Raw genomic sequence first — 23,959 nt, 5'->3', positions numbered from 1 at the left:
ATGGCCCGGAGCGGGCGCCCGTCACCCCCGCCTCAGCAGCCGTGAGGCTCCCGCCGCCACCGTCGTGGCCAGGATCCACCCCAGCATCACCAGGGCCGCCGCACCCCACTGCCAGCCGCCGGTCAGCTTCCACTGCCCCTGCTGGCCGAGGTCGATCACCGGGAGCAGCAGATCCAGCGCGTACAGGGCGGCGCTCCACTGCGGGTGCTCGTTCTGCTTGATGGCCGGCGGATCGAGCCGGGAGAACAGCAGCGTCCCCGCCGCCCACAGCACCGCCATCCACAGCGCGGCCCGGCCCGGGCGGTAGCCGTAGACCACCGTCCAGTCCTGGACGTGGCCCCACGCCTTCGCGGCGGGCGGCAGCGTCGCCCTGCGGCGGCGCTGCTTGGCGAGCAGCACCTCGCGGGCGTCCGCATCCTCTCCGCTGGCCCGCAGTACGGCGGCCAGCCGCTCGTACGGCTCCGGCGAGTACTCGGGCGTGGCCGCCTCCACCCACTCCAGCCGGCGGGAGAGGGGGAAGTGGCCCCGGGGCGCGAGGTTCTCGTAGACGAATCCCTCGATGGACACCCCGCCCGGGCCCGGCCAGCTCGTGGAGGTGTCCACCAGCTTGACCACCTTCGCGCCGGACAGCACCACCCGCCCCCGCTGGGGGCGCTCACCCACGAACCGGAGCTCCGGCGTCTGGATCCGGCGCAGCGAGACCTCCTGATCGTCGGCCAGCGCGAACCGCGCCCCGTAGAAGTCGACCGCGTCCCCGAAGCGGCCGTCGTCCAGGCGCAGTCCGCCCCGGCACTCGAAGCGCTGCGCCCGCTGCCCCGGCGCGGGCGTCTGGGGGATCCCGTACGGGGGAGTGGAGGAGCCCGAGCCGCCGGGTACGTAGTCCGTGGCGATGGAGGTCAGGTACAGGGTCCGCCCGACGGTCAGCTGCGGGGCGTTCAGCGCGCGCCGCCCGTACGGGTTCCGCAGCCGGGCCCCGCGCAGGTTCATCGACACGCCGACATGCGCGCCGCGCAGGCTGACCTCCCCGTACGCCTCCAGCAGCTCGCCCTGGAAGTCCTGGGCGACCGACAGCCCGTCGGCGGCGATCGCCCGCCCCTTGCTGTCGCGCTGTACCGAGGCCTGGCTGATCAGCAGGTCGGTGCCGATCTGGGCGTCCGTGAGCCGGATCCCGCGCGCCACCCGGCAGCGCGGCAGGTGCAGATCGCCCTCGGTGTGCAGCCGGGCCGCCTCCAGCCGGGGTATCGCGCAGTTGACCATGCGCAGGGTGCCGAAGCGGGTCTCGGACAGCTGGATCTCGCGGTCGAAGCGGCAGGACTGGAACTCCACGTACGGCTGGACCGTGCCGCCGGAGAGATCGAGCCGCCCGGTGATCCGCACGCCGCGCAGCTTGAGCGAGGCCACCCGGCCCGGCACGGGCGGCGGCCCGTGGAGCAGCAGCAGCGCCACCACCCCGGCCCGGACGCTGCGCTCGGGGCCCCAGACGGGCTGCCCGTGCGGATCGTCCGGGTCCGGACTCCGGCCCGGGTTCCGGTCCGCGTCGCGGGCCGCGTTCCGGTCCGCCAGGTCCGCGTTCGAGTCGGGACGCGCGTCGCCGTTCCGCTCCCGCTCCCGCGCGCTGAGGTCGCAGACGCTGCCGGTGCGGTACGCGCCCCACATCCGGCGCTCCGCGTCGGTGAGATCCGCCGGTTCCTCGCCCGGACGTGCCTCGGTCCGTGCCTCGGTCATGGCGGCCCCCCTCCGCTTCACATACGTGTAAGGGAACGCTAACGGGCGGCAGTGACAGCCGGGGCGTGTATCAGCCAGTGATACGGGCGAACGGTGGCCCGAGGCGGTCTGAGAGAATTGGGAGGTGATCTCTCGTATCGACCTGCGCGGTGACACCCTCCCCGAGGGTGGAGCCCTGCGCGATCTGCTGCCCCGTGCCGAGTTCGACGTGGAAGCCGCCCTGGAGAAGGTGCGGCCCATTTGCGAGGACGTCCATCATCGTGGCACGGCGGCGCTGATCGAGTACGCGCAGAAGTTCGACGGAGTGAAGCTGGAGCAGGTCAGGGTGCCCGCCGAGGCGCTCAAGACCGCTCTGGACGAGCTCGACCCGGCCGTGCGCGCAGCACTCGAAGAGTCGATCCGGCGCGCCCGGATCGTGCACCGCGACCAGCGCCGCACGGAGCACACCACCCAGGTGGTCCCCGGCGGAACCGTGACCGAGAAGTGGGTTCCGGTCGAGCGCGTGGGGCTGTACGCCCCGGGCGGCCGTTCCGTGTACCCGTCCTCCGTCGTCATGAACGTCGTCCCGGCGCAGGAAGCGGGCGTCGAGTCGATCGCGCTCGCCTCCCCGCCGCAAAAAGAGTTCGGCGGCCTGCCGCACCCGACGATCCTCGCCGCGTGCGCGCTGCTCGACGTGGACGAGGTGTACGCGGCCGGTGGCGCCCAGGCTGTCGCGATGTTCGCGTACGGGACTGACGAGTGCGCGCCCGCCAACATGGTGACCGGCCCCGGCAACATCTGGGTCGCCGCGGCCAAGCGCTACTTCACGGGCCGCATCGGCATCGACACCGAGGCCGGCCCCACCGAGATCGCCGTCCTCGCGGACTCCACGGCCGACCCGGTGCACGTCGCCGCCGACCTGATCAGCCAGGCCGAGCACGACCCGCTGGCCGCCGCCGTCCTCGTCACGGACTCCGCGGAGCTCGCGGACGCCGTCGAGAAGGAGCTGGAGCCGCAGGTCGCGGCCACCAAGCACGTCGAGGACCGGATCAAGCCGGCGCTCGCGGGCAAGCAGTCCGCGATCGTGCTGGTGGACAGCCTGGAGGACGGCCTGAAGGTCGTCGACGCGTACGGGGCCGAGCACCTGGAGATCCAGACCGCCGACGCCGCCGCCTGGGCCGCCCGGGTGCGCAACGCCGGCGCGATCTTCGTCGGCCCGTGGGCCCCGGTCTCCCTCGGCGACTACTGCGCCGGGTCGAACCACGTGCTGCCCACCGGCGGCTGCGCCTGCCACTCCTCCGGCCTGTCCGTGCAGTCCTTCCTGCGCGGCATCCACATCGTCGACTACACGCGCGACGCCCTCGCCGAGGTCACCCACCACGTGGTGACGCTCGCCGAGGCCGAGGACCTGCCGGCGCACGGCGCGGCCCTCAAGGCGCGTTTTGGCGGAGCCGAACCGGACAAGCACAGCGGGTGGAAGGTTCCGCGGGCATGACCGGCATCGACGACCTCCCCATCCGGGACGAGCTGCGCGGCAAGACCCCGTACGGCGCCCCGCAGCTCGACGTGCCCGTCCAGCTGAACACCAACGAGAACCCGTACGAGCTGCCCGACGCGCTCGTGCGGCGGATCGCCGAGCGCGTCGCCGAAGCGGCCCGCACCCTCAACCGCTACCCCGACCGGGACGCGGTCGAGCTGCGCACCGAGCTCGCCGCCTACCTCACCCGTACGGCCAAGCACCCGGTCGGGCGCGAGAACGTCTGGGCCGCCAACGGCTCCAACGAGGTCATCCAGCAGCTGCTGCAGACCTTCGGCGGGCCCGGCCGCACCGCGATCGGGTTCGAGCCCTCGTACTCGATGCACGCGCTGATCTCGCGCGGCACCGGGACGGGCTGGATCTCCGGCCCGCGCCACGAGGATTTCACCATCGACGTGGAGGCGGCGGAGCGGGCGATCGCCGAGCACAAGCCGGACGTCGTCTTCATCACCTCGCCCAACAACCCCACGGGTACCGCGGTCGAGGCGGAGACGGTCCTCGCCCTCTACGAGGCCGCGCAGGCGGCCAAGCCGTCCCTGGTGATCGTGGACGAGGCGTACGTCGAGTTCAGCCACCGGGACTCCCTCCTGCCGCTGATCGAGGGCCGGCCGAACCTGGTGGTCTCCCGGACCATGTCCAAGGCCTTCGGCGCCGCCGGCCTGCGCCTGGGCTACCTGGCCGCGCACCCCGCCGTGGTCGACGCCGTCCAGCTGGTGCGCCTGCCGTACCACCTGTCGGCCGTGACCCAGGCGACCGCGCTGGCCGCCCTGGAGCACACCGACACCCTGCTCGGCTACGTCGAGCAGCTCAAGGCCGAGCGGGACCGCCTCGTCGTCGAGCTGCGGGCCATCGGCTACGAGGTCACCGAGTCCGACGCGAACTTCATCCAGTTCGGCAGGTTCGAGGACGCGCACACCGCATGGCAGAAGATCCTCGACCAGGGTGTCCTGGTCAGGGACAACGGCGTACCGGGCCGGCTGCGGGTCACCGCCGGCACCCCCGCCGAGAACGACGCGTTCCTGGAAGCGGTTCGCGCACTGAAGAAGGAGCAGCAGGCATGAGCCGCATCGGACGGGTCGAGCGCACCACGAAGGAGACCTCGGTCGTCGTCGAGATAAACCTCGACGGCACCGGCAAGGTAGACGTCTCCACCGGCGTCGGCTTCTACGACCACATGCTCGACCAGCTCGGTCGCCACGGCCTCTTCGACCTCACGGTCAAGACCGACGGCGACCTGCACATCGACACCCACCACACCATCGAGGACACCGCCCTCGCGCTCGGCGCCGCCTTCAAGCAGGCCCTCGGCGACAAGGTGGGCATCTACCGGTTCGGCAACTGCACCGTCCCGCTCGACGAGTCCCTCGCCCAGGTGACCGTGGACCTGTCCGGCCGCCCCTACCTCGTGCACACCGAGCCCGAGAACATGGCGCCGATGATCGGCTCCTACGACACGACGATGACCCGGCACATCTTCGAGTCCTTCGTCGCGCAGGCCCAGATCGCCCTGCACATCCACGTCCCGTACGGCCGCAACGCCCACCACATCGTGGAGTGCCAGTTCAAGGCCCTCGCCCGGGCCCTGCGCTACGCCGCCGAGTTCGACCCGCGCGCCGCCGGAATCCTGCCCTCCACGAAGGGCGCGCTCTAGTCGTGAACGGCCTCAACACCATCCTGATCGTCCTCGGCCTGTTCCTGGCCGGCGGCGTCTACTCGTTCCAGAAGCAGAAGATGCCCCTGTCGGTCGTCATCCTGCTCGCCATCGGCTCCGCGATGTGCCTCGCCGCCGGAGTCCTGCGAATCCAAGGGATCTGGGCATGAGCGCAACCCGCCCCACCAAGACGGTCGTCGTCTTCGACTACGGCTTCGGCAACGTCCGCTCCGCCGAGCGCGCCCTCGCGCGCGTCGGCGCGGACGTGGAGATCACCCGCGACTACGACAAGGCCATGGACGCCGACGGACTCCTCGTCCCCGGTGTCGGCGCCTTCTCCGCCTGCATGCGGGGCCTCAAGGACGTCCGCGGCGACTGGATCATCGGCCGCAGGCTCTCCGGCGGCCGTCCGGTCATGGGCATCTGCGTCGGCATGCAGATCCTCTTCGAGCGCGGCATCGAGCACGGCGTCGAGACCGAGGGTCTGGACGAGTGGCCCGGCACGGTCGGCCCGCTCAAGGCTCCGATCGTCCCCCACATGGGCTGGAACACCGTCGAGGCCCCGGCCGACAGCCAGGCCTTCAAGGGCCTGGACGCCGACGCCCGGTTCTACTTCGTGCACTCGTACGCGGCGAAGGACTGGAGCCTGGAGGTCACCAACCCGCTGATCCGCGCCCCCAAGGTCACCTGGGCCACCCACGGCGAGCGTTTCGTCGCGGCGGTGGAGAACGGGCCCCTGTGGGCCACCCAGTTCCACCCCGAGAAGTCCGGCGACGCCGGAGCCCAGCTCCTCACCAACTGGATCGAGACCCTGTGATGGCGAAGACACTCGAACTCCTTCCGGCGGTCGACGTCCGCGACGGACAGGCCGTCCGCCTCGTGCACGGGGTGTCCGGCAGCGAGACCTCCTACGGCTCCCCGCTGGAGGCGGCCCTCGCCTGGCAGGCCGCCGGAGCCGAATGGCTGCACCTGGTCGACCTGGACGCCGCCTTCGGCACCGGCGACAACCGCGCCCTGGTCGCCGAGATCACCGGCGCCATGGACATCAAGGTCGAGCTCTCCGGCGGCATCCGCGACGACGCCTCGCTCGCCGCGGCCCTCGCCGCCGGCTGCACCCGCGTCAACCTCGGCACCGCCGCCCTGGAAACCCCCGAGTGGGCCGCCAAGGCCATCGCCGAGCACGGCGACAAGATCGCCGTCGGTCTCGACGTACGCGGCACCACCCTCAAGGGCCGCGGCTGGACCAGCGAGGGCGGCGACCTGTACGAGACCCTGGCGCGCCTGGACTCCGAGGGCTGCGCCCGGTACGTCGTCACCGACATCGGCAAGGACGGCACGCTGACCGGCCCCAACCTGGAGCTGCTGCGGAACGTCTGCGCCGCCACCGACCGGCCGGTCGTCGCCTCCGGCGGCATCTCCTCCCTCGACGACCTGCGGGCGCTCTCCGCGCTCGTGCCGCTGGGCGTCGAGGGCGCGATCGTGGGCAAGGCCCTGTACGCCAAGGCGTTCACCTTGGAAGAAGCCCTGAAGGCGGTCTCCGCATGAGCAGCTCCTCCGACGTACGCCGCATCTCCTCGGGCGGCCCGTACGAGGACGTGATCGGCTACTCCCGCGCCGTGCAGCTCCCCAACGGCCTCGTGCTCGTCTCCGGCTGCACCGCGGCCGACGGCGGAGGCCCGTACGACCAGGCGATCATGGCCTTCGGCGTCGCCTTCAAGGCCCTCGCACAGGCCGGGCTCGGACCCGAGCACGTGGTCCGCACCCGGATGTACCTCACCCACGCCCGGGACGTGGACGAGGTGGGCCGCGCCCACAAGGAGCTGTTCGACGCGGTCCGCCCCGCCGCATCCATGATCATCGTCTCCGGCTTCGTCGACCCCAGCATGGTCGTCGAGGTCGAGGTCGAGGCGTTCAAGGGAGACGAGGCATGACCCTCGCCGTACGGGTGATCCCCTGCCTGGACGTGGACAACGGCCGGGTCGTCAAGGGCGTCAACTTCCAGAACCTGCGCGACGCGGGTGACCCGGTGGAGATGGCCAAGCTGTACGACGCCGAGGGCGCCGACGAGCTGACCTTCCTCGACATCACCGCGTCCTCCGGGAACCGCGAGACCACGTACGACGTGGTGCGGCGCACCGCCGAGCAGGTCTTCATCCCGTTGACCGTGGGCGGCGGCGTCCGCACCGCGGACGACGTGGACCGGCTGCTGCGGGCGGGTGCGGACAAGGTCGGCGTCAACACGGCCGCCATCGCCCGCCCCGAACTGATCCAGGAGATCGCGGAGCGCTTCGGCCGCCAGGTCCTGGTCCTGTCGGTGGACGCGCGGCGCACCGCCTCGGGCTCGTTCGAGGTCACCACGCACGGCGGCCGCCGGGGCACCGGCATGGACGCCGTCGAGTGGGCACACCGGGCGGCCGAACTGGGCGCCGGGGAAATCCTGCTGAACTCGATGGACGCCGACGGCACCAAGGACGGCTACGACACCGAGATGATCGCGGCCGTACGCGAGCACGTCACGGTCCCGGTGATCGCCTCGGGCGGCGCCGGCAAGCTGGAGCACTTCCCCCCGGCGATCGCGGCGGGCGCCGACGCGGTCCTCGCGGCGTCGGTGTTCCACTTCGGCGACCTCCGCATCGGCCAGGTCAAGAACACCCTCCGCGAGGCGGGGTACCCGGTCCGCTGACGTCCTGTGCGGCGGCACCTCCGGCGATATACTGATACCCACCTGTATATCAATGCCCGGAGGCGCCGCATGGCCAGGACCGTGATCGACGTCGATGACCGGATGCTCGCCTTCGCCCAGCAGCAGCTCGGCACGACCACCAAGCGGGACACGATCAACAGAGCGCTGACGATAGCGGCCGGAATCAGCGCCGACGACCGTGCCCGGGCACTGCGCTGGCTCCAGGAGAACGCGGAGGACTTCCTCGACTTCGAGGTGTTGGAGCAGCGGGAGCGCGACGGCCTGTGAGCTACCTCGCCGACACCTCCGCCGTCTGGCGGCTGCTGCGGGGACAGATCGGGGACCCCTGGCCCGGGTACGTGGCCCAGGGGCTGGTGGCGATCTGCCCCCCGGTGGAGTCCGAGCTCATGCCGAGCTTGCGGGCCGACCGGGACTTCGAGCCGTTCTTCGGCATGCTCGGGCAGACCTTCGGCTGGGTTCCCGCCCTGGATGACCCGTGGCCGCAGATCATCGCCGTGCAGCGGGAGCTCGCCGCGATCGGGCATCACCGGGGCCCGTCCCCGATCGACATCCTCATCGCCCTGACCGCACAGCGGCACCGGCTCACGGTCCTGCACGTGGACGACGATTTCACCTCGATCGGCAAGGTGCGCCCGGGCATCCCGATGATCCGGCTCCAACCGCGGACGAGCTGACCACGGCCCGGGGCGCGGGTGGCCGGGCCCCGGCGTCGGGGGGTGCCGGCCTCCGCGGGGTCAGATGCCCAGCTGGGCCACGGTCAGCTTCGCGATCGCCTCCGGCGGGCCGTCCAGTTCCACCGCGGCGGCGTCCTGGCGGCCGAAGCAGAACAGCGTCAGCTCACCCGGCTCGCCCGTGACCGTCACCACCGGGGTCCCCTTGTGCGCCACCGCCGTCTGGCCGTCCGGGCGGCGCAGCACCAGGCCCACCGGGGAGCGGCGGCCCGTCAGGCGGGCCAGCTTCTCCAGGCGGGACCACAGCGAGTCCGAGAACACCGGGTCCAGCTGCCGGGGCGACCAGTCCGGCTGCGCCCGCCGGACGTCCTCGGCGTGGACGTAGAACTCCACCGCGTTCGCGATCTCGTCGATCTGCTTCAGCGAGTACACCGACATCTTCGGCGGGCCGGTCCGGATCAGCTGGATCAGCTCCTCGTACGGCTTGGCCGTGTACTCCTCCATCGCCTTGTCCAGCCGCGCCTTCAGCACGTTCAGCAGCAGCCCGCCCGCCGCGTCCGGGCGACGCTCCCGGACGACCACGTGCGCGGCCAGCTCCCGCGCGCTCCAGCCCGCGCACAACGTCGGCGCCTCCGGGCCCGCCGCTTCCAACAGGTCCGCCAGCAGCAGGCGTTCACGCTTCGCATGGGTAGACATGCGGGCCAGCCTACGGCCGGAACCCGCCCCGCGCCTGCCCATCAGGCGGACAGAGATCCAGAACCGGTCCCATCTCGCGGCACAATGTCCCCCATGAGTACGTCCTCCCTCGACCCCGCCATCGCCGCCCGCCTCAAGCGCTCCCCGGACGGTCTGGTACCGGCCATCGCCCAGCAGTACGACACCGGTGAGGTGCTCATGCTCGGCTGGATGGACGACGAGGCCCTGCACCGCACGCTGACCACCGGTCGCTGTACGTACTGGTCGCGCAGCCGCCAGGAGTACTGGGTCAAGGGGGATACATCCGGCCACTTCCAGCACGTGAAGTCCGTAGCCCTCGACTGCGACGCCGACACCGTGCTCGTCAAGGTCGACCAGGTCGGAGCCGCCTGCCACACCGGCGCCCGCACCTGCTTCGACGCCGATGTCCTTCTCAGCGACGCCGACTAGGTAGGGACCCACGCCATGGATCTTGAGACGTTCCGCAAGCTCGCGGTCGACCGCCGCGTCATCCCCGTCAGCCGCAAACTGCTGGCCGACGGGGACACCCCGGTGGGGCTCTACCGCAAGCTGGCCGGCGAACGCCCCGGCACCTTCCTGTTGGAGTCCGCCGAGAACGGCCGCTCCTGGTCCCGCTACTCCTTCATCGGCGTGCGCAGCGACTCCACCCTGACCGTCCGGGACGGCCAGGCGCACTGGATCGGCACCCCGCCCGTGGGCGTGCCCACCGACGGCGACCCGCTCGACGCCCTGCGCGCCACCGTCGAGGCCCTCCACACGCCCCGCGACCTCGCGGCCGGCGCCCCGCCCTTCACCGGCGGCATGGTCGGCTACCTCGGCTACGACATCGTGCGCCGCCTGGAGCGCATCGGCGAGCACACCGAGGACGACCTCCGGCTGCCCGAGCTGACCATGCTGCTCACCTCCGACCTGGCGGTCGTGGACCACTGGGACGGCACGGTCCAGCTCATCGCGAACGCCATCAACCACAACGACCTCGACACGGGCGTGGACGAGGCCCACGCCGACGCGGTCGCCCGCCTCGACGCGATGGAGGCCGACCTCGCCCGGCCCGCGCCCTACGCGCCCACCCCGCTGCCCGCCTCCGAACTCCCGGCCTTCTCCGCGCTGTGGGGCGGCGAGAAGTACCAGGCCGCCGTCGAGGACGTGAAGGAGCGGATCCGGGCCGGCGAGGCCTTCCAGGTGGTGCCCTCGCAGCGGTTCGAGACCCCCTGCCGCGCCTCCGCGCTGGACGTCTACCGGGTGCTGCGGGCCACGAACCCGTCCCCGTACATGTACCTCTTCCGCTTCGAGAACGGCTTCGACGTCGTCGGCTCCAGCCCGGAGGCCCTGGTCAAGGTCGAGGACGGGCGGGCCATGGTCCACCCGATCGCCGGCACCCGCCACCGCGGGGCCACCCCGCAGGAGGACCACGACCTCGCCGAGGAGCTGCTGGCCGACCCCAAGGAGCGCGCCGAGCACCTGATGCTCGTCGATCTGGGCCGCAACGACCTCGGCCGGGTCTGCGCGCCGGGCAGCGTCGAGGTCGTCGACTTCATGAGCGTCGAGCGGTACTCGCACGTCATGCACATCGTCTCGACCGTGACGGGCCGGGTCGCCGAGGGCAAGACCGCCTTCGACGTCCTCACCGCCTGCTTCCCGGCCGGCACCCTCTCCGGCGCGCCCAAGCCGCGCGCCATGCAGATCATCGAGGAGCTGGAGCCCTCCCGCCGCGGCCTGTACGGCGGCTGCGTCGGCTATCTGGACTTCGCCGGGGACTCCGACACGGCCATCGCCATCCGCACCGCGCTGCTGCGCGACGGGACGGCGTACGTCCAGGCCGGAGCCGGGGTCGTCGCCGATTCGGTGCCCGAGCTGGAGGACGCGGAGTGCCGCAACAAGGCGGCCGCCGTGCTGCGCGCGGTGGGAGCGGCGAACCGCCTCCACGGCGCCTGAGGGCGTAGGGGATAGTGGGGTACGTGAGTGCCGTACCCCCGCCCCGAAACGATGCCGCGCCCGACCCGGACCACGCGCCCGGGCCCGAGGCCGAGGCCCCCGGAAGCCAGGCCGACCGGGCCGACCAGGCCGCCAGGGCCGAGCGCGCCGACCGCGCCGGCCGCCGCAGCGTGGCCGCGGCCCTGCTGCTCGGCGCGCTCGGCGCCACCGTCGTCCTGCTCGCCTCCGGCCGGGTCTGGGCCCGGGGCACCGCCGCCGTCGCGGACGGATCGCTCCCGCTGACGGCGGACGGGCGGGCCGTCACCGGGCTCCCGGCGGCCCTGGCCATCGTGGGCCTCGCCGCCCTGGTCGCCGTGTTCGCCGTACGGGGCAAGGGCCGCCTGCTGGTGTCCGCGCTGCTCGCGCTGAGCGGCCTGGGCGCCGCCCTGGCCGCGCTGGCCGCCGTGGACGACCGGGCGGCACTGGACGCCGAGGCCGCCCGTACCACCGCGGACACCGCGGCGCGGGTGATGGGACTGACCCATACGACGTGGCCGTACATCACGGCGTCCGGCGCCGTCCTGATCCTGGCCGCCGGGCTGCTGGCCCTGCGCTTCGGCAGCGGCTGGCCCGCGATGGGCGGCCGCTACGAGCGTGACGGCAGCCCCCGGCCGCGCACGCCGGCCGTGGTGGACCCGGACCGGCCGGAGGACCTGTGGAAGGCTCTGGACCGCGGCGAGGACCCCACCGGCTGACCGGACGGGTGAGTGACGCCGACCGCGACCCCCGTGGTCGACGATCCCGCCCGGTGCGGGACAATGACACCGAGCGTTCGGCACAGACCGCGCGCTTTCCGCACAGCATCGCGACAGAGCAACGAGGAGCAACTCATGGCGGGCACTAGCCACGGACACACCCCGGCCGCCTGGACCGGTGTCATCATCGCCTTCATCGGTTTCTGCGTCTCCGGCGCCTTCATGGTGCTCGCGAACCCGATCGGCTTCTGGATCGGCCTCGTCGTCGTCGCACTCGGTGGTGTCGTGGGCATGGCCATGAGCGCTGCGGGCATGGGCATGCCGAAGCACCCTCACGACGACCTGGCCGTGGTCATCGCCTCGAACAAGGCCGCCGCGAAGGTCTGACCCGGACGATCCGGACACCGCAGTGCCGATGCGCGCATCCGAAAGGCGCGGCCCCGCCGGGCTGCGCCTTTTGTCATGACCGGAGAGAATCAGCTGGTGGACGCCTCCCTTCGCACCCCGGATCGCACCCCCGGTCGCACCGATCGGACCCCCGGCCCCGTCCGGCGGCTGGCCGCCCCGGCGCTGACCCTGGCCTCGGTCGCGGCGGCCTTCGCGTACGTGGGCACCGTGGACCCCAATGAACCCGGCCACTACCCGGTCTGCCCGCTGTTCCGGCTGACCGGGATCCTCTGCCCCGGGTGCGGCGGACTGCGCAGCGCCCACGCGTTCGCCCACGGCGATCTCGCCACCGCTTTCGGGGCAAATGCCATGGCGGTCGTGGGCTACTTCGGCTTCGCCGCGTTCATGGCCCTGTGGCTCGCTCGCGCCTACCGCGGCCGGCCCGTCCCCCGGCTCACCCCGAAGCCGCAGTACTGGTGGGGCATCGGAGCGGTGGCCCTGGTTTTCGTCGTCATCCGGAATCTTCCCTTCGGATCCGCCCTGGCGCCCTGAGGCCCGGACGGGGACCGGGATGAAGCCCGGATTCCGAATGTCCAGCCATTGGGAAACCCCCACGTCCGTGCGGAGGCCGCAGCGACCTGCGGATACCATTTGAATGTCGACCTTGCAGTGGTACGTGTCTGCAAGGCGGCCGACCGTCATCGACCCGGAAGGGGGCCGCTCGCGTGAGTGTGCTCGACGAGATCATCGAAGGGGTCCGCGAAGACCTTGCCGAACGGCAGGCGCGCGTGAGCCTCGACGAGCTCAAGGAGCGTGCCGCCAAGGCGCCCCAGGCCAAGGACGGTGTCGCCGCTCTGCGTGGTGACAGCGTCAAGGTGATCTGCGAGGTCAAGCGCTCCAGCCCCTCCAAGGGCGCGCTGGCCGCCATCGCAGACCCGGCCGGGCTTGCCGCCGACTACGAGGCGGGTGGGGCGGCGGTCATCTCCGTCCTGACCGAGCAGCGCCGATTCGGCGGCTCGCTGGCCGACCTGGAGGCCGTCCGCGCCCGCGTGGACATCCCGATCCTGCGCAAGGACTTCATCGTCACGGCGTACCAGCTCTGGGAGGCCCGCGCCTACGGCGCCGACCTCGTGCTGCTGATCGTCGCGGCCCTGGAGCAGGAGGCGCTCGTCTCCCTCATCGAGCGGGCCGAGTCCATCGGGCTCACCCCGCTCGTCGAGGTCCACGACGAGGAGGAGGTCGAGCGCGCGGTCGCCGCCGGTGCCAAGATCATCGGCGTCAACGCCCGCAACCTCAAGGACCTCAAGGTCGACCGCTCCACCTTCGAGCGCGTCGCCCCCGAGATCCCGGACCACATCGTCAAGATCGCCGAATCCGGCATCCGCGGTCCGCACGACCTCATCGCCTACGCCAACGAGGGCGCCGACGCCGTCCTCGTCGGGGAGTCCCTGGTCACCGGCCGCGACCCGAAGGCGGCCGTGGCCGACCTCGTCGCCGCCGGCGCCCACCCCGCCCTGCGCCACGGACGGAGCTGACCCGTCCCATGGCCCCGCACCCTCCCACCGTCCGCACCCGACCGGGCCGCGGCCCGGCCGGCGTGCCGACGGCGCACGCGCCGCTGGCGCGCGGCTGCCGCCCCCGCGGCTGCCGCGCCCCCGCCCGGCGCGTCCACGGGCGGCGGGTCCGGTACGTGATCGGCTCCGAGCCCGGTCAGGTCAACGGCATGCGATGGCGTACCTCAGACGCGCTGTGACGAGAGCTGCCCGGGCCCGGTACGTCGGCTGACGTACCGCGCCCCGCGGCGCTCCCGTACGGTCCGCCGCCCCGAGCCGCCGGCTCCGGGCGCGGGCCGCCCCTGCGTACGCACGCCCGCTCCCAGCGGGGTGCGCGTACGACGGACCGGCGGCGCAATACGGTGCATCCATCCCATCGCACCCGTAGGAGTACTGGGCATGTCCAGCAGCTCGTTCTTCATTCCGGACCCGGAGGGTCACACCCCCAACGCCGAGGGTTACTTCGGCGACTTCGGCGGCAAGTTCATCCCGGAGGCGCTCGTCGCCGCCGTGGACGAGGTCGCCGTCGAGTACGAGAAGGCCAAGGTCGACCCGGCCTTCGCGGCCGAGCTCAACGACCTGATGGTCAACTACACGGGCCGGCCCAGCGCCCTCACCGAGGTGCCCCGGTTCGCCGAGCACGCGGGCGGCGCGCGGATCTTCCTCAAGCGCGAGGACCTCAACCACACCGGCTCGCACAAGATCAACAACGTGCTGGGCCAGGCGCTGCTCACCAAGCGCATGGGCAAGACCCGCGTCATCGCCGAGACCGGCGCCGGCCAGCACGGCGTGGCCACCGCCACCGCCTGCGCCCTGTTCGGCCTCGACTGCACCATCTACATGGGCGAGATCGACACCCAGCGCCAGGCCCTGAACGTGGCCCGCATGCGCATGCTCGGCGCCGAGGTCATCGCCGTGAAGTCCGGCTCCCGCACCCTCAAGGACGCCATCAACGAGGCGTTCCGCGACTGGGTCGCCAACGTGGACCGGACCCACTACCTCTTCGGCACCGTCGCCGGCCCGCACCCCTTCCCGGCCATGGTCCGCGACTTCCACCGGGTCATCGGCGTCGAGGCCCGACGCCAGATCCTGGAGCGCGCCGGCCGGCTGCCCGACGCCGTCGCGGCCTGCGTCGGCGGCGGCTCCAACGCCATCGGCCTCTTCCACGCCTTCATCCCGGACTCCGAGGTCCGCCTGGTCGGCTTCGAGCCCGCCGGGCACGGCGTCGAGACCGGCGAGCACGCGGCCACGCTGACCGCCGGCGAGCCGGGCATCCTGCACGGCTCCCGCTCGTACGTCCTCCAGGACGAGGAGGGCCAGATCACCGAGCCGTACTCCATCTCGGCCGGCCTGGACTACCCGGGCATCGGCCCGGAGCACTCGTACCTCAAGGACACCGGCCGCGGCGAGTACCGCGCGGTCACCGACGACCAGGCGATGCAGGCCCTGCGCCTGCTCTCGCGCACCGAGGGCATCATCCCGGCCATCGAGTCGGCGCACGCCCTCGCGGGTGCGCTCGACCTGGGCAAGGAGCTGGGCAAGGACGGCCTGCTCGTCGTCAACCTGTCCGGCCGCGGCGACAAGGACATGGACACGGCGGCCCGCTACTTCGGGCTGTACGACGGCGCTGCCGAGGGGGAGTCGAAGTGAGTAAGGCCAGCGAAAAGACGGGCCGCATCCAGCTGCTGAGCGACACGCTCGCCAAGGCCAAGTCCGAGGACCGCGCGGCCCTCGTCGCCTACCTCCCGGCCGGCTTCCCGACCGTGGACGGGGCCATCGAGGCGGTCAAGGCCGTCCTCGCGGGCGGCGCGGACGTGGTCGAGGTCGGCCTCCCGCACAGCGACCCGGTCCTCGACGGCGCGGTCATCCAGACCGCCGACGACATCGCGCTGCGCGGCGGCGTCAAGATCGCCGACGTGCTGCGCACGGTCCGCGAGGCGCACGAGGCGACCGGGGCCCCGATCCTGGTGATGACGTACTGGAACCCCATCGACCGCTACGGCGTCGAGCGGTTCGCCACCGAGCTGGCGGAGGCGGGCGGCGCGGGCTGCATCCTGCCCGACCTGCCGGTCCAGGAGTCCGCGCTGTGGCGTGAGCACGCCGACAAGCACGGTCTGGCGACCGTCTTCGTCGTGGCCCCCAGCAGCCAGGACGCGCGGCTCGCGACCATCACGGCGGCCGGCTCCGGCTTCGTCTACGCCGCCTCCCTCATGGGCGTCACCGGAACCCGCGAATCGGTCGGCAACCAGGCCCAGGACCTGGTGCGCCGCACCCGCGCCACCAGTGAGCTCCCGGTCTGCGTGGGCCTCGGCGTCTCCAACGCCGTCCAGGCGAAGGAGGTCGCGGGCTTCGCCGACGGTGTGATCGTCGGCTCGGCGTTCGTGAAGCTGCTGCTGGACGCCCCGGACCTGCCGGCCGGCCTGGCCGCCGTCGAGGCGCTGGCGGGCGAGCTCGCGGAAGGCGTACGCAGAAACTGACCCGATACGGACCTCCGTACGGGTTCTGTAGCCCGATCGGGTGGAAGTGGGGGCGGGGAGGCACGCGAGTGCCTCCCCGCTTCGTTTGGCCGAACGTGAGCGAGAAGAACGACGGTGCGAACCGCGATGCGACGAAACGATCGGCCCGCGAGCGACTCCAGGAGGAGCGCGAGCGGCAGAAGGCCCGGGACAAGCGCCGGCGGACCCTCATCGTGTCGGCGGCGGTGGTCGGCGTACTGGGCCTGGCGGCCGTCGTCGGCCTGATCGCGGCCAACACCGGCAAGGACGGCACCGACAAGGCGGGCCCCGTCGTCGTCCCCTCCGGGGCCACCGGCAAGGACGCGCTGGCGATCCGGACGGGCAAGGACGGGGCCAAGTCCACCCTGACCGTGTGGGAGGACTTCCGCTGCCCGGCCTGCAAGGCCTTCGAGGACAACTACCGGGCCACCGTCCACGAGCTGGAGGCCAAGGGCCTGCTCAAGGTCGACTACCACCTGGTCACCTTGATCGACGGGAACATGGGCGGCAGCGGCTCCCTGAAGAGCGCGAACGCGGCCGCCTGCGCGCAGGACGCCGGCAAGTTCCCCGCGTACCACGACGTGCTCTTCCAGAACCAGCCGCAGGAAGTCGACGACGCCTACGGCAAGAACGCCAAGCTGCTGGAGCTGGCCGGCAAGGTGGAGGGGCTGGACACCCCCGAGTTCCGCGCCTGCGTGGAGGAGGGGACGCACAACAGCTGGGTGGCCAAGTCCCACGAGGCCTTCCAGGCCGGGAACTTCCGGGGAACCCCGACGATCCAGCTGAACGGCAAGGACATCTTCGCCGACCAGGCCAATCCGCTGACCCCGCAGAAGCTCAAGGAGCAGGTCGAGGCCGCGGCCAAGGGGAACGGCGGCGCCGCCCCGAAGGGGACCGGGAAGGCCTCGCCGTCCGCCTCCGCCTCCCACTCCGCCTCCGCCGCTGCTTCCGCCGCGCCCTCGGCCGGCTCGAAATCCTCCTCGACGACGGGCTCCCGGGCGGGTTCCGCGACCGGTTCCCGGGGGGTCGCGGACCACTGACGTCAGGTGTCGATTTGATGGCGGGTTGCCGGGCGGGCTGCCTTCCGCACCGCCCGGCAAGGTAGCGTCGGGTCTGCCATGGACCTTGCTTACATTCCCAGTCCGTCGACCGGCGTGATCCATCTCGGACCGATCCCGCTGCGCGGCTACGCGTTCTGCATCATCATCGGCGTCTTCGTCGCCGTCTGGCTCGGCAACAAGCGGTGGATCGCGCGCGGCGGAAAGCCGGGCACGGTCGCCGACATCGCCGTCTGGGCGGTGCCGTTCGGCCTCGTCGGCGGTCGCCTCTACCACGTGATCACCGATTACCAGCTCTACTTCGGCGAGGGCCGCAACTGGGTCGACGCCTTCAAGATCTGGGAGGGCGGCCTCGGCATCTGGGGCGCGATCGCGCTGGGCGCTGTGGGCGCCTGGATCGGCTGCCGACTGCGCGGCATCCCGCTGCCCGCCTGGGCCGACGCCCTGGCCCCCGGAATCGCCATCGCCCAGGCCTTCGGGCGCTGGGGCAACTGGTTCAACCAGGAGCTGTACGGACGCGCCACCGACCTGCCGTGGGCGGTGAAGATCAGCGAGGGCCCGAACCGGCTCGCCGGGACCTACCACCCGACCTTCCTGTACGAGTCGCTGTGGTGCCTCGGCGTCGCCGCGCTGGTGATCTGGGCGGACCGGCGGTTCAAGCTCGGCCACGGGCGGGCCTTCGCGCTGTACGTGGCCGCGTACTGCCTGGGGCGCGTCTGGATCGAGTACATGCGGGTCGACGAGGCCCACCTCATCCTGGGCCTGCGGCTCAACGTGTGGACCTCGATCGTGGTCTTCCTGCTGGCGGTGGTCTACCTGGTCCTGTCGGCGAAGCTGCGGCCGGGCCGCGAGGCGGTCGTGGAGCCGGTTGCCTCCGGCGGTGCGGGCGGGAAGGACGCTGCCGCAGCCGACGGCGACGACGAGCCCGAGGACAAGTCCTCGGACACCGCCTCTCCCGCTGACGCGGCGAAGCCGGAGGGGGGCGAGGCCGGGGCCACCGGCGCCAAGTCCGAGGGCAAGCCCTCGGACACCGCCGATGCCGTTCCCGCTGACGCGGCCGAGGCGAAGGCGACCGTCCTGACGAAGGACGCGCCGACCGCCCAGCCCGAGGGCGAGGCCCCGGAGGCCGGGAACCGCTGACCGTACGATCCGAAGGGGGCGCCGCGCACCGCACGGCGCCCCCTTCGGCACCCCCAGCCCCGCCGGCGTTTGAGCCTCTCTGCTGGGCCGCCGTAGCGGTGATTCCAGCCCGCCGGCGTTTGAGGCGCGGGGTCCGGGGCGGAGCCCCGGGATGCGGCGCCGCACCTGACGGCGGTCGGGCGGTCATCGGGTGGCTATCCGCGCGGCAAGCGCTGCCGCGGTCGGGCGGTCATCGGGTGGCTGTCCGCGCGGCAAGCGCTGACGGGGTCGGGCGGTCAGCGCGTGGCCGTCCGCGCGGCCAGGGCGAGGGTGCGGTGGGCGGCGGCCACCACGGCGGGGTCCACGAAGCGGCCGTCCGGCAGGGCCAGCGCGCCCGGGGTGGCCCGGGCGGCACTGAGGATCTCCTCGGCGGCCGTCACCTCCTCAGGCGCGGGCAGGTAGGTCCGCTCGATCACCGGGAGCTGGCGCGGGTGGATCGCCGCCCGGCCCAGGAACCCGAGGGAGCGGCCCCGGGCGCAGGACACGGCCAGCCCCTCCAGGTCCCGGATGTCCGGGAACACGGACTGCGCCGGCGGAGCCAGGCCGGCCGCGCGGGCCGCGACCACGATCCGGGAGCGCGGCCAGTCCAGCCCCGCCTCGGCCGTGACGCCCAGGTCGGCCCGGAGATCCGCCTCGCCGAGGGACAGCCCGCGCAGGGCCGGGTGCGCGCGGGCGATCTCGTAGGCGCGCTCCACGCCCAGCGCGGACTCCAGCAGGACGTACAGGGCCACCCCGCCGGTCCGTTCGGCGACGTGGGAGATCTGCTCGGGGGCGCTGATCTTGGGCAGCCGCAGCCCCGCGAGGCCGTGCAGCGTGGCCAGGGCGGTGAGGTCGGCGCCGGCCCAGGGCGAGCCCAGGGCGTTGACGCGGACGTGGACGGGGACCGGCGGGCGCTCGGCGAGCAGTTCGGCGGTGGCGGTGCGGGCGTACTCCTTGCGGGAGGCCGATACCGCGTCCTCCAGGTCCACGATCACGGCGTCGGCCCCCGAGCGCAGGGCCTTGGCCACCACCTCGGGGCGGTCGCCGGGTACGTACAGCCAGGTGAGGATCACAGGGCTCCCTCGGTGCGGAGCGCGGCGATCTCGGACCGGGTCAGGCCGAGTTCGGTCAGGACGGCGTCGGTGTCCGCACCGTGCGGGCGGCCGGCCCAGCGGATCGCGCCGGGGGTCCCGGACAGCCGGAAGAGGACGTTCTGCATGCGGATCGGGCCGAGTTCCGGGTCGTCCACCTCGGTGACCGTGTCCAGGGCGGCGAACTGCGGATCGGTCATCACGTCCCGTACGTCGTAGACCTGGGCGACCGCCGCCTGGGCGTCCTCGAACGCGGCGACCACCTCCTCGGCCTTGTGGCGGGCGATCCAGCCGCCGACCGCCTCGTCGAGCAGACGCGCGTGGGCGGCCCGGCCGGAGCCGTCCGCGAACCACGGCTCGGCGATCAGTTCGGGCCGGCCGACCAGGCGCATCACGCGCTCCGCGATGGACTGGGCGGAGGCGGAGACCGCCAGCCAGCGCCCGTCCGCGCTGCGGTAGGTGTTGCGGGGGGCGTTGTTGGTGGACCGGTTGCCGGTGCGGGGCTGGACGTAGCCGAGCTGGTCGTACCAGAGCGGGTGCGGGCCGAGCACGGTCAGGATCGGCTCGATGATGGCCAGGTCGACGACCTGCCCGTGCCCGGTGCGATCGCGTCCGGCGAGCGCCGTCATCACGGCGTACGCGGTGGTCAGCGCGGCGATCGAGTCCGCGAGCCCGAAGGGCGGCAGGGTCGGAGGCCCGTCCGGCTCCCCGGTGATCGCGGCGAATCCGCTCATCGCCTCGGCCAGGGTGCCGAATCCGGGGCGCTGGGAGTACGGGCCCTGCTGGCCGAACGCCGTGACGCGGGCCAGGACCAGGCGCGGGTTGGCGGCGGACAGCTCGGGCCAGCCCAGTCCCCACTTCTCCAGGGTGCCGGGGCGGAAGTTCTCGATGACCACGTCGGCGGTGGCGGCCAGCCGCAGCAGGGTGTCCCGTCCGCCGGGGGTGGACAGGTCCAGCGTCATCGTCCGCTTGTTGCGGCCGAGCAGTTTCCACCACAGGCCGATGCCGTCCTTGGCGGGGCCGTGCCCGCGCGAGGGGTCGGGGCGGCCGGGGTGCTCGACCTTGACCACCTCGGCGCCGAAGTCTCCCAGGAGGGTGGCGGCGAGAGGCCCCGCGAACAGCGTCGCGAGGTCGAGCACGCGCATCCCTCGCAGGGGCCCTTGCCCTGGCCGCGCGTCGGCCGGGGTGGGACCGGGCCGGGGCTCGGGACCGGGCCTGCCGGCGGTGGGGCCGGTGCCCGCGCCTGCCCGGGCGGGGCCCGCGCCGGTGGCGCTCACGAGGCGCCTCCCGCCGGGAGCCGGGATCCGTTGCCCGGGGCATCGGCCCGACCCGGGCCGGTTCGGGCGCCGGGTGCGGGCGGCGGCCCGGGCTCCGGTTTCCGCCCGGCCAGGGCAAGGGCGTCGGTCTCCGCGCGGGTCGGCATCGAGTCCTGCGCGCCGGGGTGCTGGACCGACAGGGCGGCCGCCGCCGAGGCCCAGGCCAGGGCCTCGGGCATGGGCCGGGCCTCGCCGAGGGCCACGGCGAGCGCACCGACGAACGTGTCGCCGGCGGCGGTGGTGTCCACGGCCCGGACGTGCGGCGCGGGCACGGTCAGCGGCTCCCGCCCGCGGGCGGCGTACAGGGCGCCGGCCGCGCCGAGCGTGATGACGACCTCCGGGACCTGGTGCAGCAGGGCCGCGGCCGCCCGGTGCGGGTCGGTGAGGCCGGTGAGGGTGGCCGCCTCGTGCTCGTTGGGGACCAGGAGGTCGGTGGCGGCGAGGAGTCCGGCGGGAAGGGGCCGGGCGGGGGCCGGGGTGAGGATCGTACGGACGCCGTGGGCGCGGGCGGCGCGGGCGCCGGCCAGGACGGCGGGGAGGGGGAGTTCGAGCTGGAGGAGGAGGGAGTCGCAGGCGCCGATCCGGGACTCGTCGCCCGGCTCCAGGCCGGTGACGTGGGCGTTGGCGCCGGGGATGACGATGATGCTGTTGGCGCCCTCGTCGTCGACGGTGATGTGGGCGGTGCCGCTGGCACCCTCGACCGTGCGCAGGGCCGCGGTCTCGACCCCGGCGGCGGCGAGCGCGGCGCGCAGCCGTACGCCGAACTCGTCGGCCCCGACCGCGCCGATCATCACCACCTCCCCGCCGAGGCGGGCGGCGGCTACGGCCTGGTTGGCCCCCTTGCCGCCGGGGACGGTGCGGAACGCGCGGCCGGTGACGGTCTCCCCGAGGCGGGGGGCCTTGGGGACGTAGGCGACGAGATCCATGTTGGTACTGCCGAGCACGGCGATGGCCGTCATGGGCGGGCTGCCTCCTGTGCGGTGAGGTGGGCGAGGGTGTCGAAGCCGATGCCGTCGAAGCCGGGGACGGTGGTGGCGAGGCGGTTCTTGAGGGGAGCGGTCCAGCGGTGCGGGATGTCCTGCGGGGAGCCGGCGACCAGTGCGGCGAGGGAGCCGGCGGTGGCGCCGTTGGAGTCGGTGTCCCAACCTCCGGACACGGCACGGCAGATGGAGTGGGTGAAGTCTCCGTCGGCGTGGGTGAGGGCGGCCGCGATCAGGGCGGTGTTGGGGAGGGCGTGGACCCAGTGGTAGTGGCCGTAGCGCTCGTGGAGCCGGTCGACGACCCGGTCGAAGCGGGCTTCGTTCTCTGCCTCCGCCGCCCGGATCCCGAAGCGGACGGCCTCGGCGAGCCGCGAGCGCGGCGGTACGACCGCCAGTCCGGCCCGGAGGGCGGTGTGGATGTCGGCCCGGCCGGTGGCCGCCTCGGCGATGGCGGCGGCGACGAAGAGGGCGGCGTAGACGCCGTTGCCGGTGTGGGTGAGGGTGGCGTCCCGGTACGCCTGGGCCGCGGCGGCGGCCGGGTCGCCGGGGTTGGTCCAGCCGTGGACGTCGGCGCGGATGAGGGCGCCGATCCATTCGCGGAAGGGGTTGTGGTGGCGGGCGGTGGCGGGGGGCTCCAGGCCGTGGAGGAGGTTGCGGTAGGCCGCGCGCTCGGCGGTGAAGGTCCGGCCGGCGGGGAGCTCGTCGAGCCAGAGCCGTCCGACGTCGGCGGTGGTGAACCGCTTGCCGTGCCGCTGGAGCAGGAGGAGGTTCAGGAGCGGGTAGTTGAGGTCGTCGTCCTCGGGTGTGCCGTCGATGTTCTCGGCGAGGGAGGTGGGCGCGGAGCGACGGTTCCAGGGGTACGCGGCCAGGAGCTCCGCCGGTACGCGGCGGGCGGTGAACCAGTCGTCCAGCGGCCAGTTGCCCGCCGCCCGGGCGAGGGCGCGGATCCCGTGGAGCGGCAGCTTCTCGACGGGCTTGCCGAGCACGCACCCGACGGCCCGCCCCACCCACGCGGCCTCCAGCCGCCCCCGCAACCCGGCGTCCCCGCCGCCGCCGCCGCTTCGCCCGGCGACGTTCACGGTCCCCCACCGCCCAGGGCCCCCACCCCCCGGACCGTCCCGCCCAGACGCCCCGCCCCCCGCGGGTACGGCCCCGGGCGGTCCCGGGGCCCTGTCGGCCGCAGATGCGGTCCCGGGCGGTCCCGAGGCCCCATCGGCCGCAGATGCGGGCCCGCCCCGCCCGGGGGCTCCGTCGTCCACGGGTGCGGGCCCCCGCTGCCCGGGGTCCCCGCCGCCCGCGGGTACGGTCTCGGGCGGTCCCGGGGCTCCGACGGCCGCAGGTGCGGGCCGGCCCTGCCCGGGGGCTCCGCCGCCCGCGGGTAGGGGCTCGGGCGGTCCCGGGGCTCCGTCGGCCGCAGGTGCGGGCCGGCCCTGCCCGGGGGCTCCGCCGTCCACGGGTGCGGCCCCGGGCGGTCCCGGGGCTCCATCGGCCGCAGATGCGGGCACGCCCCGCCCGAGGGCTCCGTCGTCCACGGTTGCGGGCCCCCGCTGCCCGGGGTCCCCGCTGCCCGCGGGTAGGGGCTCGGGCGGTCCCGGGGCTCCGACGGCCGCAGGTGTGGGCCCGCCCTGCCCGGGGGCTCCGCCGCGCGGGCCGTCTCGCCCCGGCTGCGCGGTGCTGCCGTCTGGTGCCGGTCCCCGGTCGTTGGCGGGGGTCGCCCAGTTGGTGGGGGGCCGGTCGGTTCGTTCCGGCTGTGGCGGGTGCGTGGTGCTGCCGTGTGGTGTGGGTCCCGGGTCGTTGGTGGTGGTTGCCCGGTTGGTGGGGGGCCGGTCGGGCGGTTCTGCCGGGTGATTCGTGTTGCCGCCTCGGGGCGGTGCGGAGGGGCCGCTCCTCGCGTTGCTGCCCGCGGGGGCGGGGGTCGGCCAGGTGGCGCGGATGGCCTGCCAGGACTGCGGTTCGTCCGCGCGGCCGGGGGCCGTCATGCGGGACAGCTCGTCCAGTAGGCGGACGGCCAGGGCGCGCAGCTCAGGGGAGACCGGGACGGGGGAGGCCCCGGCCCGTTCGGGGGCCGGGTGCCCGCCCGCCGCCAGCCACACGCGGAGCAGCGGCTCCGCGTCGCGCCCGTCCTCGGCGGCCTGCCGCAGCTCGTGCCCGACGAGATCCTCGGGCTGCGCCCAGGTGAGCCGGACGAGCTCCCCGCCGGGGACGGCGGACGCCGGGCGGGGCCCGTCGTGGTGGGGCCCGAGGGGCCAGGGGGCGGTCGGGTTTCCG

General features: G+C 73.4%; 26 protein-coding genes and 1 pseudogene. 21 read left to right on the top strand and 6 right to left on the bottom strand.

Annotated elements, in window-relative coordinates; translation table 11 throughout:
- Positions 1-21: 21 nt before the first annotated feature.
- On the bottom strand, positions 22-1,725 hold the full coding sequence (locus MTF65_RS28435; RefSeq protein WP_243631850.1) for an oxidoreductase: 1,704 nt from the start codon (positions 1,723-1,725) through the stop codon (positions 22-24).
- Positions 1,726-1,849: 124 nt separating this feature from the next.
- Here MTF65_RS28435 and hisD point away from each other — a divergent pair, with 124 nt between their 5' ends.
- The 10 genes from hisD to MTF65_RS28385 all read left to right on the top strand — a co-directional run bounded on the left by hisD (position 1,850) and on the right by MTF65_RS28385 (position 8,270).
- Complete coding sequence (gene hisD / locus MTF65_RS28430; RefSeq protein ID WP_243631849.1) at positions 1,850-3,199, top strand: histidinol dehydrogenase; 1,350 nt, start codon at positions 1,850-1,852, stop codon at positions 3,197-3,199.
- Complete coding sequence (locus MTF65_RS28425) at positions 3,196-4,302, top strand: histidinol-phosphate transaminase (protein ID WP_243631848.1); 1,107 nt, start codon at positions 3,196-3,198, stop codon at positions 4,300-4,302. Before hisD ends, MTF65_RS28425 begins: the two co-directional genes overlap by 4 nt.
- On the top strand, positions 4,299-4,892 hold the full coding sequence (gene hisB / locus MTF65_RS28420; RefSeq protein WP_243631847.1) for an imidazoleglycerol-phosphate dehydratase HisB: 594 nt from the start codon (positions 4,299-4,301) through the stop codon (positions 4,890-4,892). Before MTF65_RS28425 ends, hisB begins: the two co-directional genes overlap by 4 nt.
- Positions 4,893-4,894: 2 nt before the next feature.
- The gene (locus MTF65_RS28415) at positions 4,895-5,062 is read left to right on the top strand and encodes a hypothetical protein (RefSeq protein WP_243631846.1); all 168 of its coding nucleotides are present in this window, start codon (positions 4,895-4,897) and stop codon (positions 5,060-5,062) included.
- Positions 5,059-5,709 (top strand): imidazole glycerol phosphate synthase subunit HisH, encoded by a 651-nt coding sequence (hisH, locus tag MTF65_RS28410; protein WP_243631845.1) that lies wholly within the window; start codon positions 5,059-5,061, stop codon positions 5,707-5,709. Before MTF65_RS28415 ends, hisH begins: the two co-directional genes overlap by 4 nt.
- Positions 5,709-6,437: a bifunctional 1-(5-phosphoribosyl)-5-((5-phosphoribosylamino)methylideneamino)imidazole-4-carboxamide isomerase/phosphoribosylanthranilate isomerase PriA gene (priA, locus tag MTF65_RS28405; RefSeq protein ID WP_243631844.1), complete on the top strand. Its 729-nt coding sequence runs from the start codon at positions 5,709-5,711 to the stop codon at positions 6,435-6,437. Before hisH ends, priA begins: the two co-directional genes overlap by 1 nt.
- A complete protein-coding gene (locus MTF65_RS28400; RefSeq protein WP_243631843.1) occupies positions 6,434-6,823 on the top strand; it encodes a RidA family protein in 390 nt (129 codons plus the stop codon). Before priA ends, MTF65_RS28400 begins: the two co-directional genes overlap by 4 nt.
- Positions 6,820-7,575: an imidazole glycerol phosphate synthase subunit HisF gene (gene hisF, locus MTF65_RS28395; protein WP_243631842.1), complete on the top strand. Its 756-nt coding sequence runs from the start codon at positions 6,820-6,822 to the stop codon at positions 7,573-7,575. Before MTF65_RS28400 ends, hisF begins: the two co-directional genes overlap by 4 nt.
- 69 nt (positions 7,576-7,644) lie before the next feature.
- Entirely contained in the window at positions 7,645-7,863 is a 219-nt protein-coding gene (locus MTF65_RS28390; RefSeq protein WP_243631841.1) for a type II toxin-antitoxin system VapB family antitoxin, read from the top strand.
- Positions 7,860-8,270, top strand: a complete 411-nt coding sequence (locus tag MTF65_RS28385) for a PIN domain-containing protein (protein WP_243631840.1) — start codon at positions 7,860-7,862, stop codon at positions 8,268-8,270. The genes MTF65_RS28390 and MTF65_RS28385 overlap by 4 nt, the downstream gene beginning before the upstream one ends.
- A 60-nt stretch (positions 8,271-8,330) precedes the next feature.
- On the opposite strand, the gene MTF65_RS28380 is transcribed toward MTF65_RS28385, so the two are convergent.
- Positions 8,331-8,963, bottom strand: coding sequence for a TIGR03085 family metal-binding protein (locus MTF65_RS28380; RefSeq protein WP_243631839.1), 633 nt, complete (start codon positions 8,961-8,963; stop codon positions 8,331-8,333).
- A gap of 84 nt (positions 8,964-9,047) precedes the next feature.
- Here MTF65_RS28380 and hisI point away from each other — a divergent pair, with 84 nt between their 5' ends.
- The 11 genes and pseudogenes from hisI to lgt all read left to right on the top strand — a co-directional run bounded on the left by hisI (position 9,048) and on the right by lgt (position 18,286).
- Complete coding sequence (gene hisI / locus MTF65_RS28375) at positions 9,048-9,413, top strand: phosphoribosyl-AMP cyclohydrolase (protein ID WP_243631838.1); 366 nt, start codon at positions 9,048-9,050, stop codon at positions 9,411-9,413.
- A gap of 15 nt (positions 9,414-9,428) precedes the next feature.
- Positions 9,429-10,919, top strand: coding sequence for an anthranilate synthase component I (locus MTF65_RS28370; protein WP_243631837.1), 1,491 nt, complete (start codon positions 9,429-9,431; stop codon positions 10,917-10,919).
- 14 nt (positions 10,920-10,933) lie between these two features.
- Positions 10,934-11,653, top strand: a complete 720-nt coding sequence (locus tag MTF65_RS28365; RefSeq protein ID WP_374207314.1) for a TIGR02234 family membrane protein — start codon at positions 10,934-10,936, stop codon at positions 11,651-11,653.
- Positions 11,654-11,788: 135 nt separating this feature from the next.
- Complete coding sequence (locus MTF65_RS28360) at positions 11,789-12,040, top strand: HGxxPAAW family protein (protein ID WP_243631835.1); 252 nt, start codon at positions 11,789-11,791, stop codon at positions 12,038-12,040.
- 75 nt (positions 12,041-12,115) lie between these two features.
- Positions 12,116-12,592, top strand: a complete 477-nt coding sequence (locus tag MTF65_RS28355) for a DUF2752 domain-containing protein (protein WP_243631834.1) — start codon at positions 12,116-12,118, stop codon at positions 12,590-12,592.
- 173 nt (positions 12,593-12,765) lie between these two features.
- Positions 12,766-13,575, top strand: a complete 810-nt coding sequence (gene trpC / locus MTF65_RS28350) for an indole-3-glycerol phosphate synthase TrpC (protein WP_243631833.1) — start codon at positions 12,766-12,768, stop codon at positions 13,573-13,575.
- Positions 13,576-13,583: 8 nt separating this feature from the next.
- Positions 13,584-13,793 (top strand): tryptophan biosynthesis modulator TrpM, encoded by a 210-nt coding sequence (trpM, locus tag MTF65_RS28345; RefSeq protein ID WP_243631832.1) that lies wholly within the window; start codon positions 13,584-13,586, stop codon positions 13,791-13,793.
- A gap of 199 nt (positions 13,794-13,992) precedes the next feature.
- Positions 13,993-15,243, top strand: coding sequence for a tryptophan synthase subunit beta (gene trpB / locus MTF65_RS28340; RefSeq protein WP_243631831.1), 1,251 nt, complete (start codon positions 13,993-13,995; stop codon positions 15,241-15,243).
- A complete protein-coding gene (gene trpA, locus MTF65_RS28335) occupies positions 15,240-16,070 on the top strand; it encodes a tryptophan synthase subunit alpha (RefSeq protein ID WP_243631830.1) in 831 nt (276 codons plus the stop codon). The genes trpB and trpA overlap by 4 nt, the downstream gene beginning before the upstream one ends.
- Before the next feature lie 95 nt (positions 16,071-16,165).
- Positions 16,166-16,957: pseudogene (locus tag MTF65_RS28330) on the top strand (DsbA family protein); the annotation flags it as partial.
- 249 nt (positions 16,958-17,206) lie between these two features.
- Positions 17,207-18,286, top strand: a complete 1,080-nt coding sequence (gene lgt, locus MTF65_RS28325) for a prolipoprotein diacylglyceryl transferase (RefSeq protein WP_243631828.1) — start codon at positions 17,207-17,209, stop codon at positions 18,284-18,286.
- A 275-nt stretch (positions 18,287-18,561) separates the two neighbouring features.
- Here lgt and MTF65_RS28320 read toward each other — a convergent pair whose 3' ends face one another.
- The 4 genes from MTF65_RS28320 to MTF65_RS28305 all read right to left on the bottom strand — a co-directional run bounded on the left by MTF65_RS28320 (position 18,562) and on the right by MTF65_RS28305 (position 23,145).
- Positions 18,562-19,377 carry a CoA ester lyase gene (locus tag MTF65_RS28320; protein WP_243631827.1) on the bottom strand — a complete coding sequence of 272 codons (816 nt, stop codon included), beginning with the start codon at positions 19,375-19,377 and terminating at the stop codon, positions 18,562-18,564.
- Entirely contained in the window at positions 19,374-20,540 is a 1,167-nt protein-coding gene (locus MTF65_RS28315) for a CaiB/BaiF CoA-transferase family protein (RefSeq protein WP_243631826.1), read from the bottom strand. The genes MTF65_RS28320 and MTF65_RS28315 overlap by 4 nt, the downstream gene beginning before the upstream one ends.
- A 128-nt stretch (positions 20,541-20,668) precedes the next feature.
- Positions 20,669-21,670, bottom strand: a complete 1,002-nt coding sequence (gene rbsK / locus MTF65_RS28310; protein ID WP_243631825.1) for a ribokinase — start codon at positions 21,668-21,670, stop codon at positions 20,669-20,671.
- Positions 21,667-23,145 (bottom strand): ADP-ribosylglycohydrolase family protein, encoded by a 1,479-nt coding sequence (locus tag MTF65_RS28305; protein WP_243631928.1) that lies wholly within the window; start codon positions 23,143-23,145, stop codon positions 21,667-21,669. Before MTF65_RS28305 ends, rbsK begins: the two co-directional genes overlap by 4 nt.
- Positions 23,146-23,959 lie beyond the last annotated feature (814 nt).

The organism is Streptomyces sp. APSN-46.1 (genome assembly GCF_022815725.1).
Taxonomy (GTDB): Bacteria; Actinomycetota; Actinomycetes; order Streptomycetales; family Streptomycetaceae; genus Streptomyces.
Note: the sequence above shows the minus strand (reverse complement) of the source record. Positions and strands in the feature narration are given on the sequence as shown.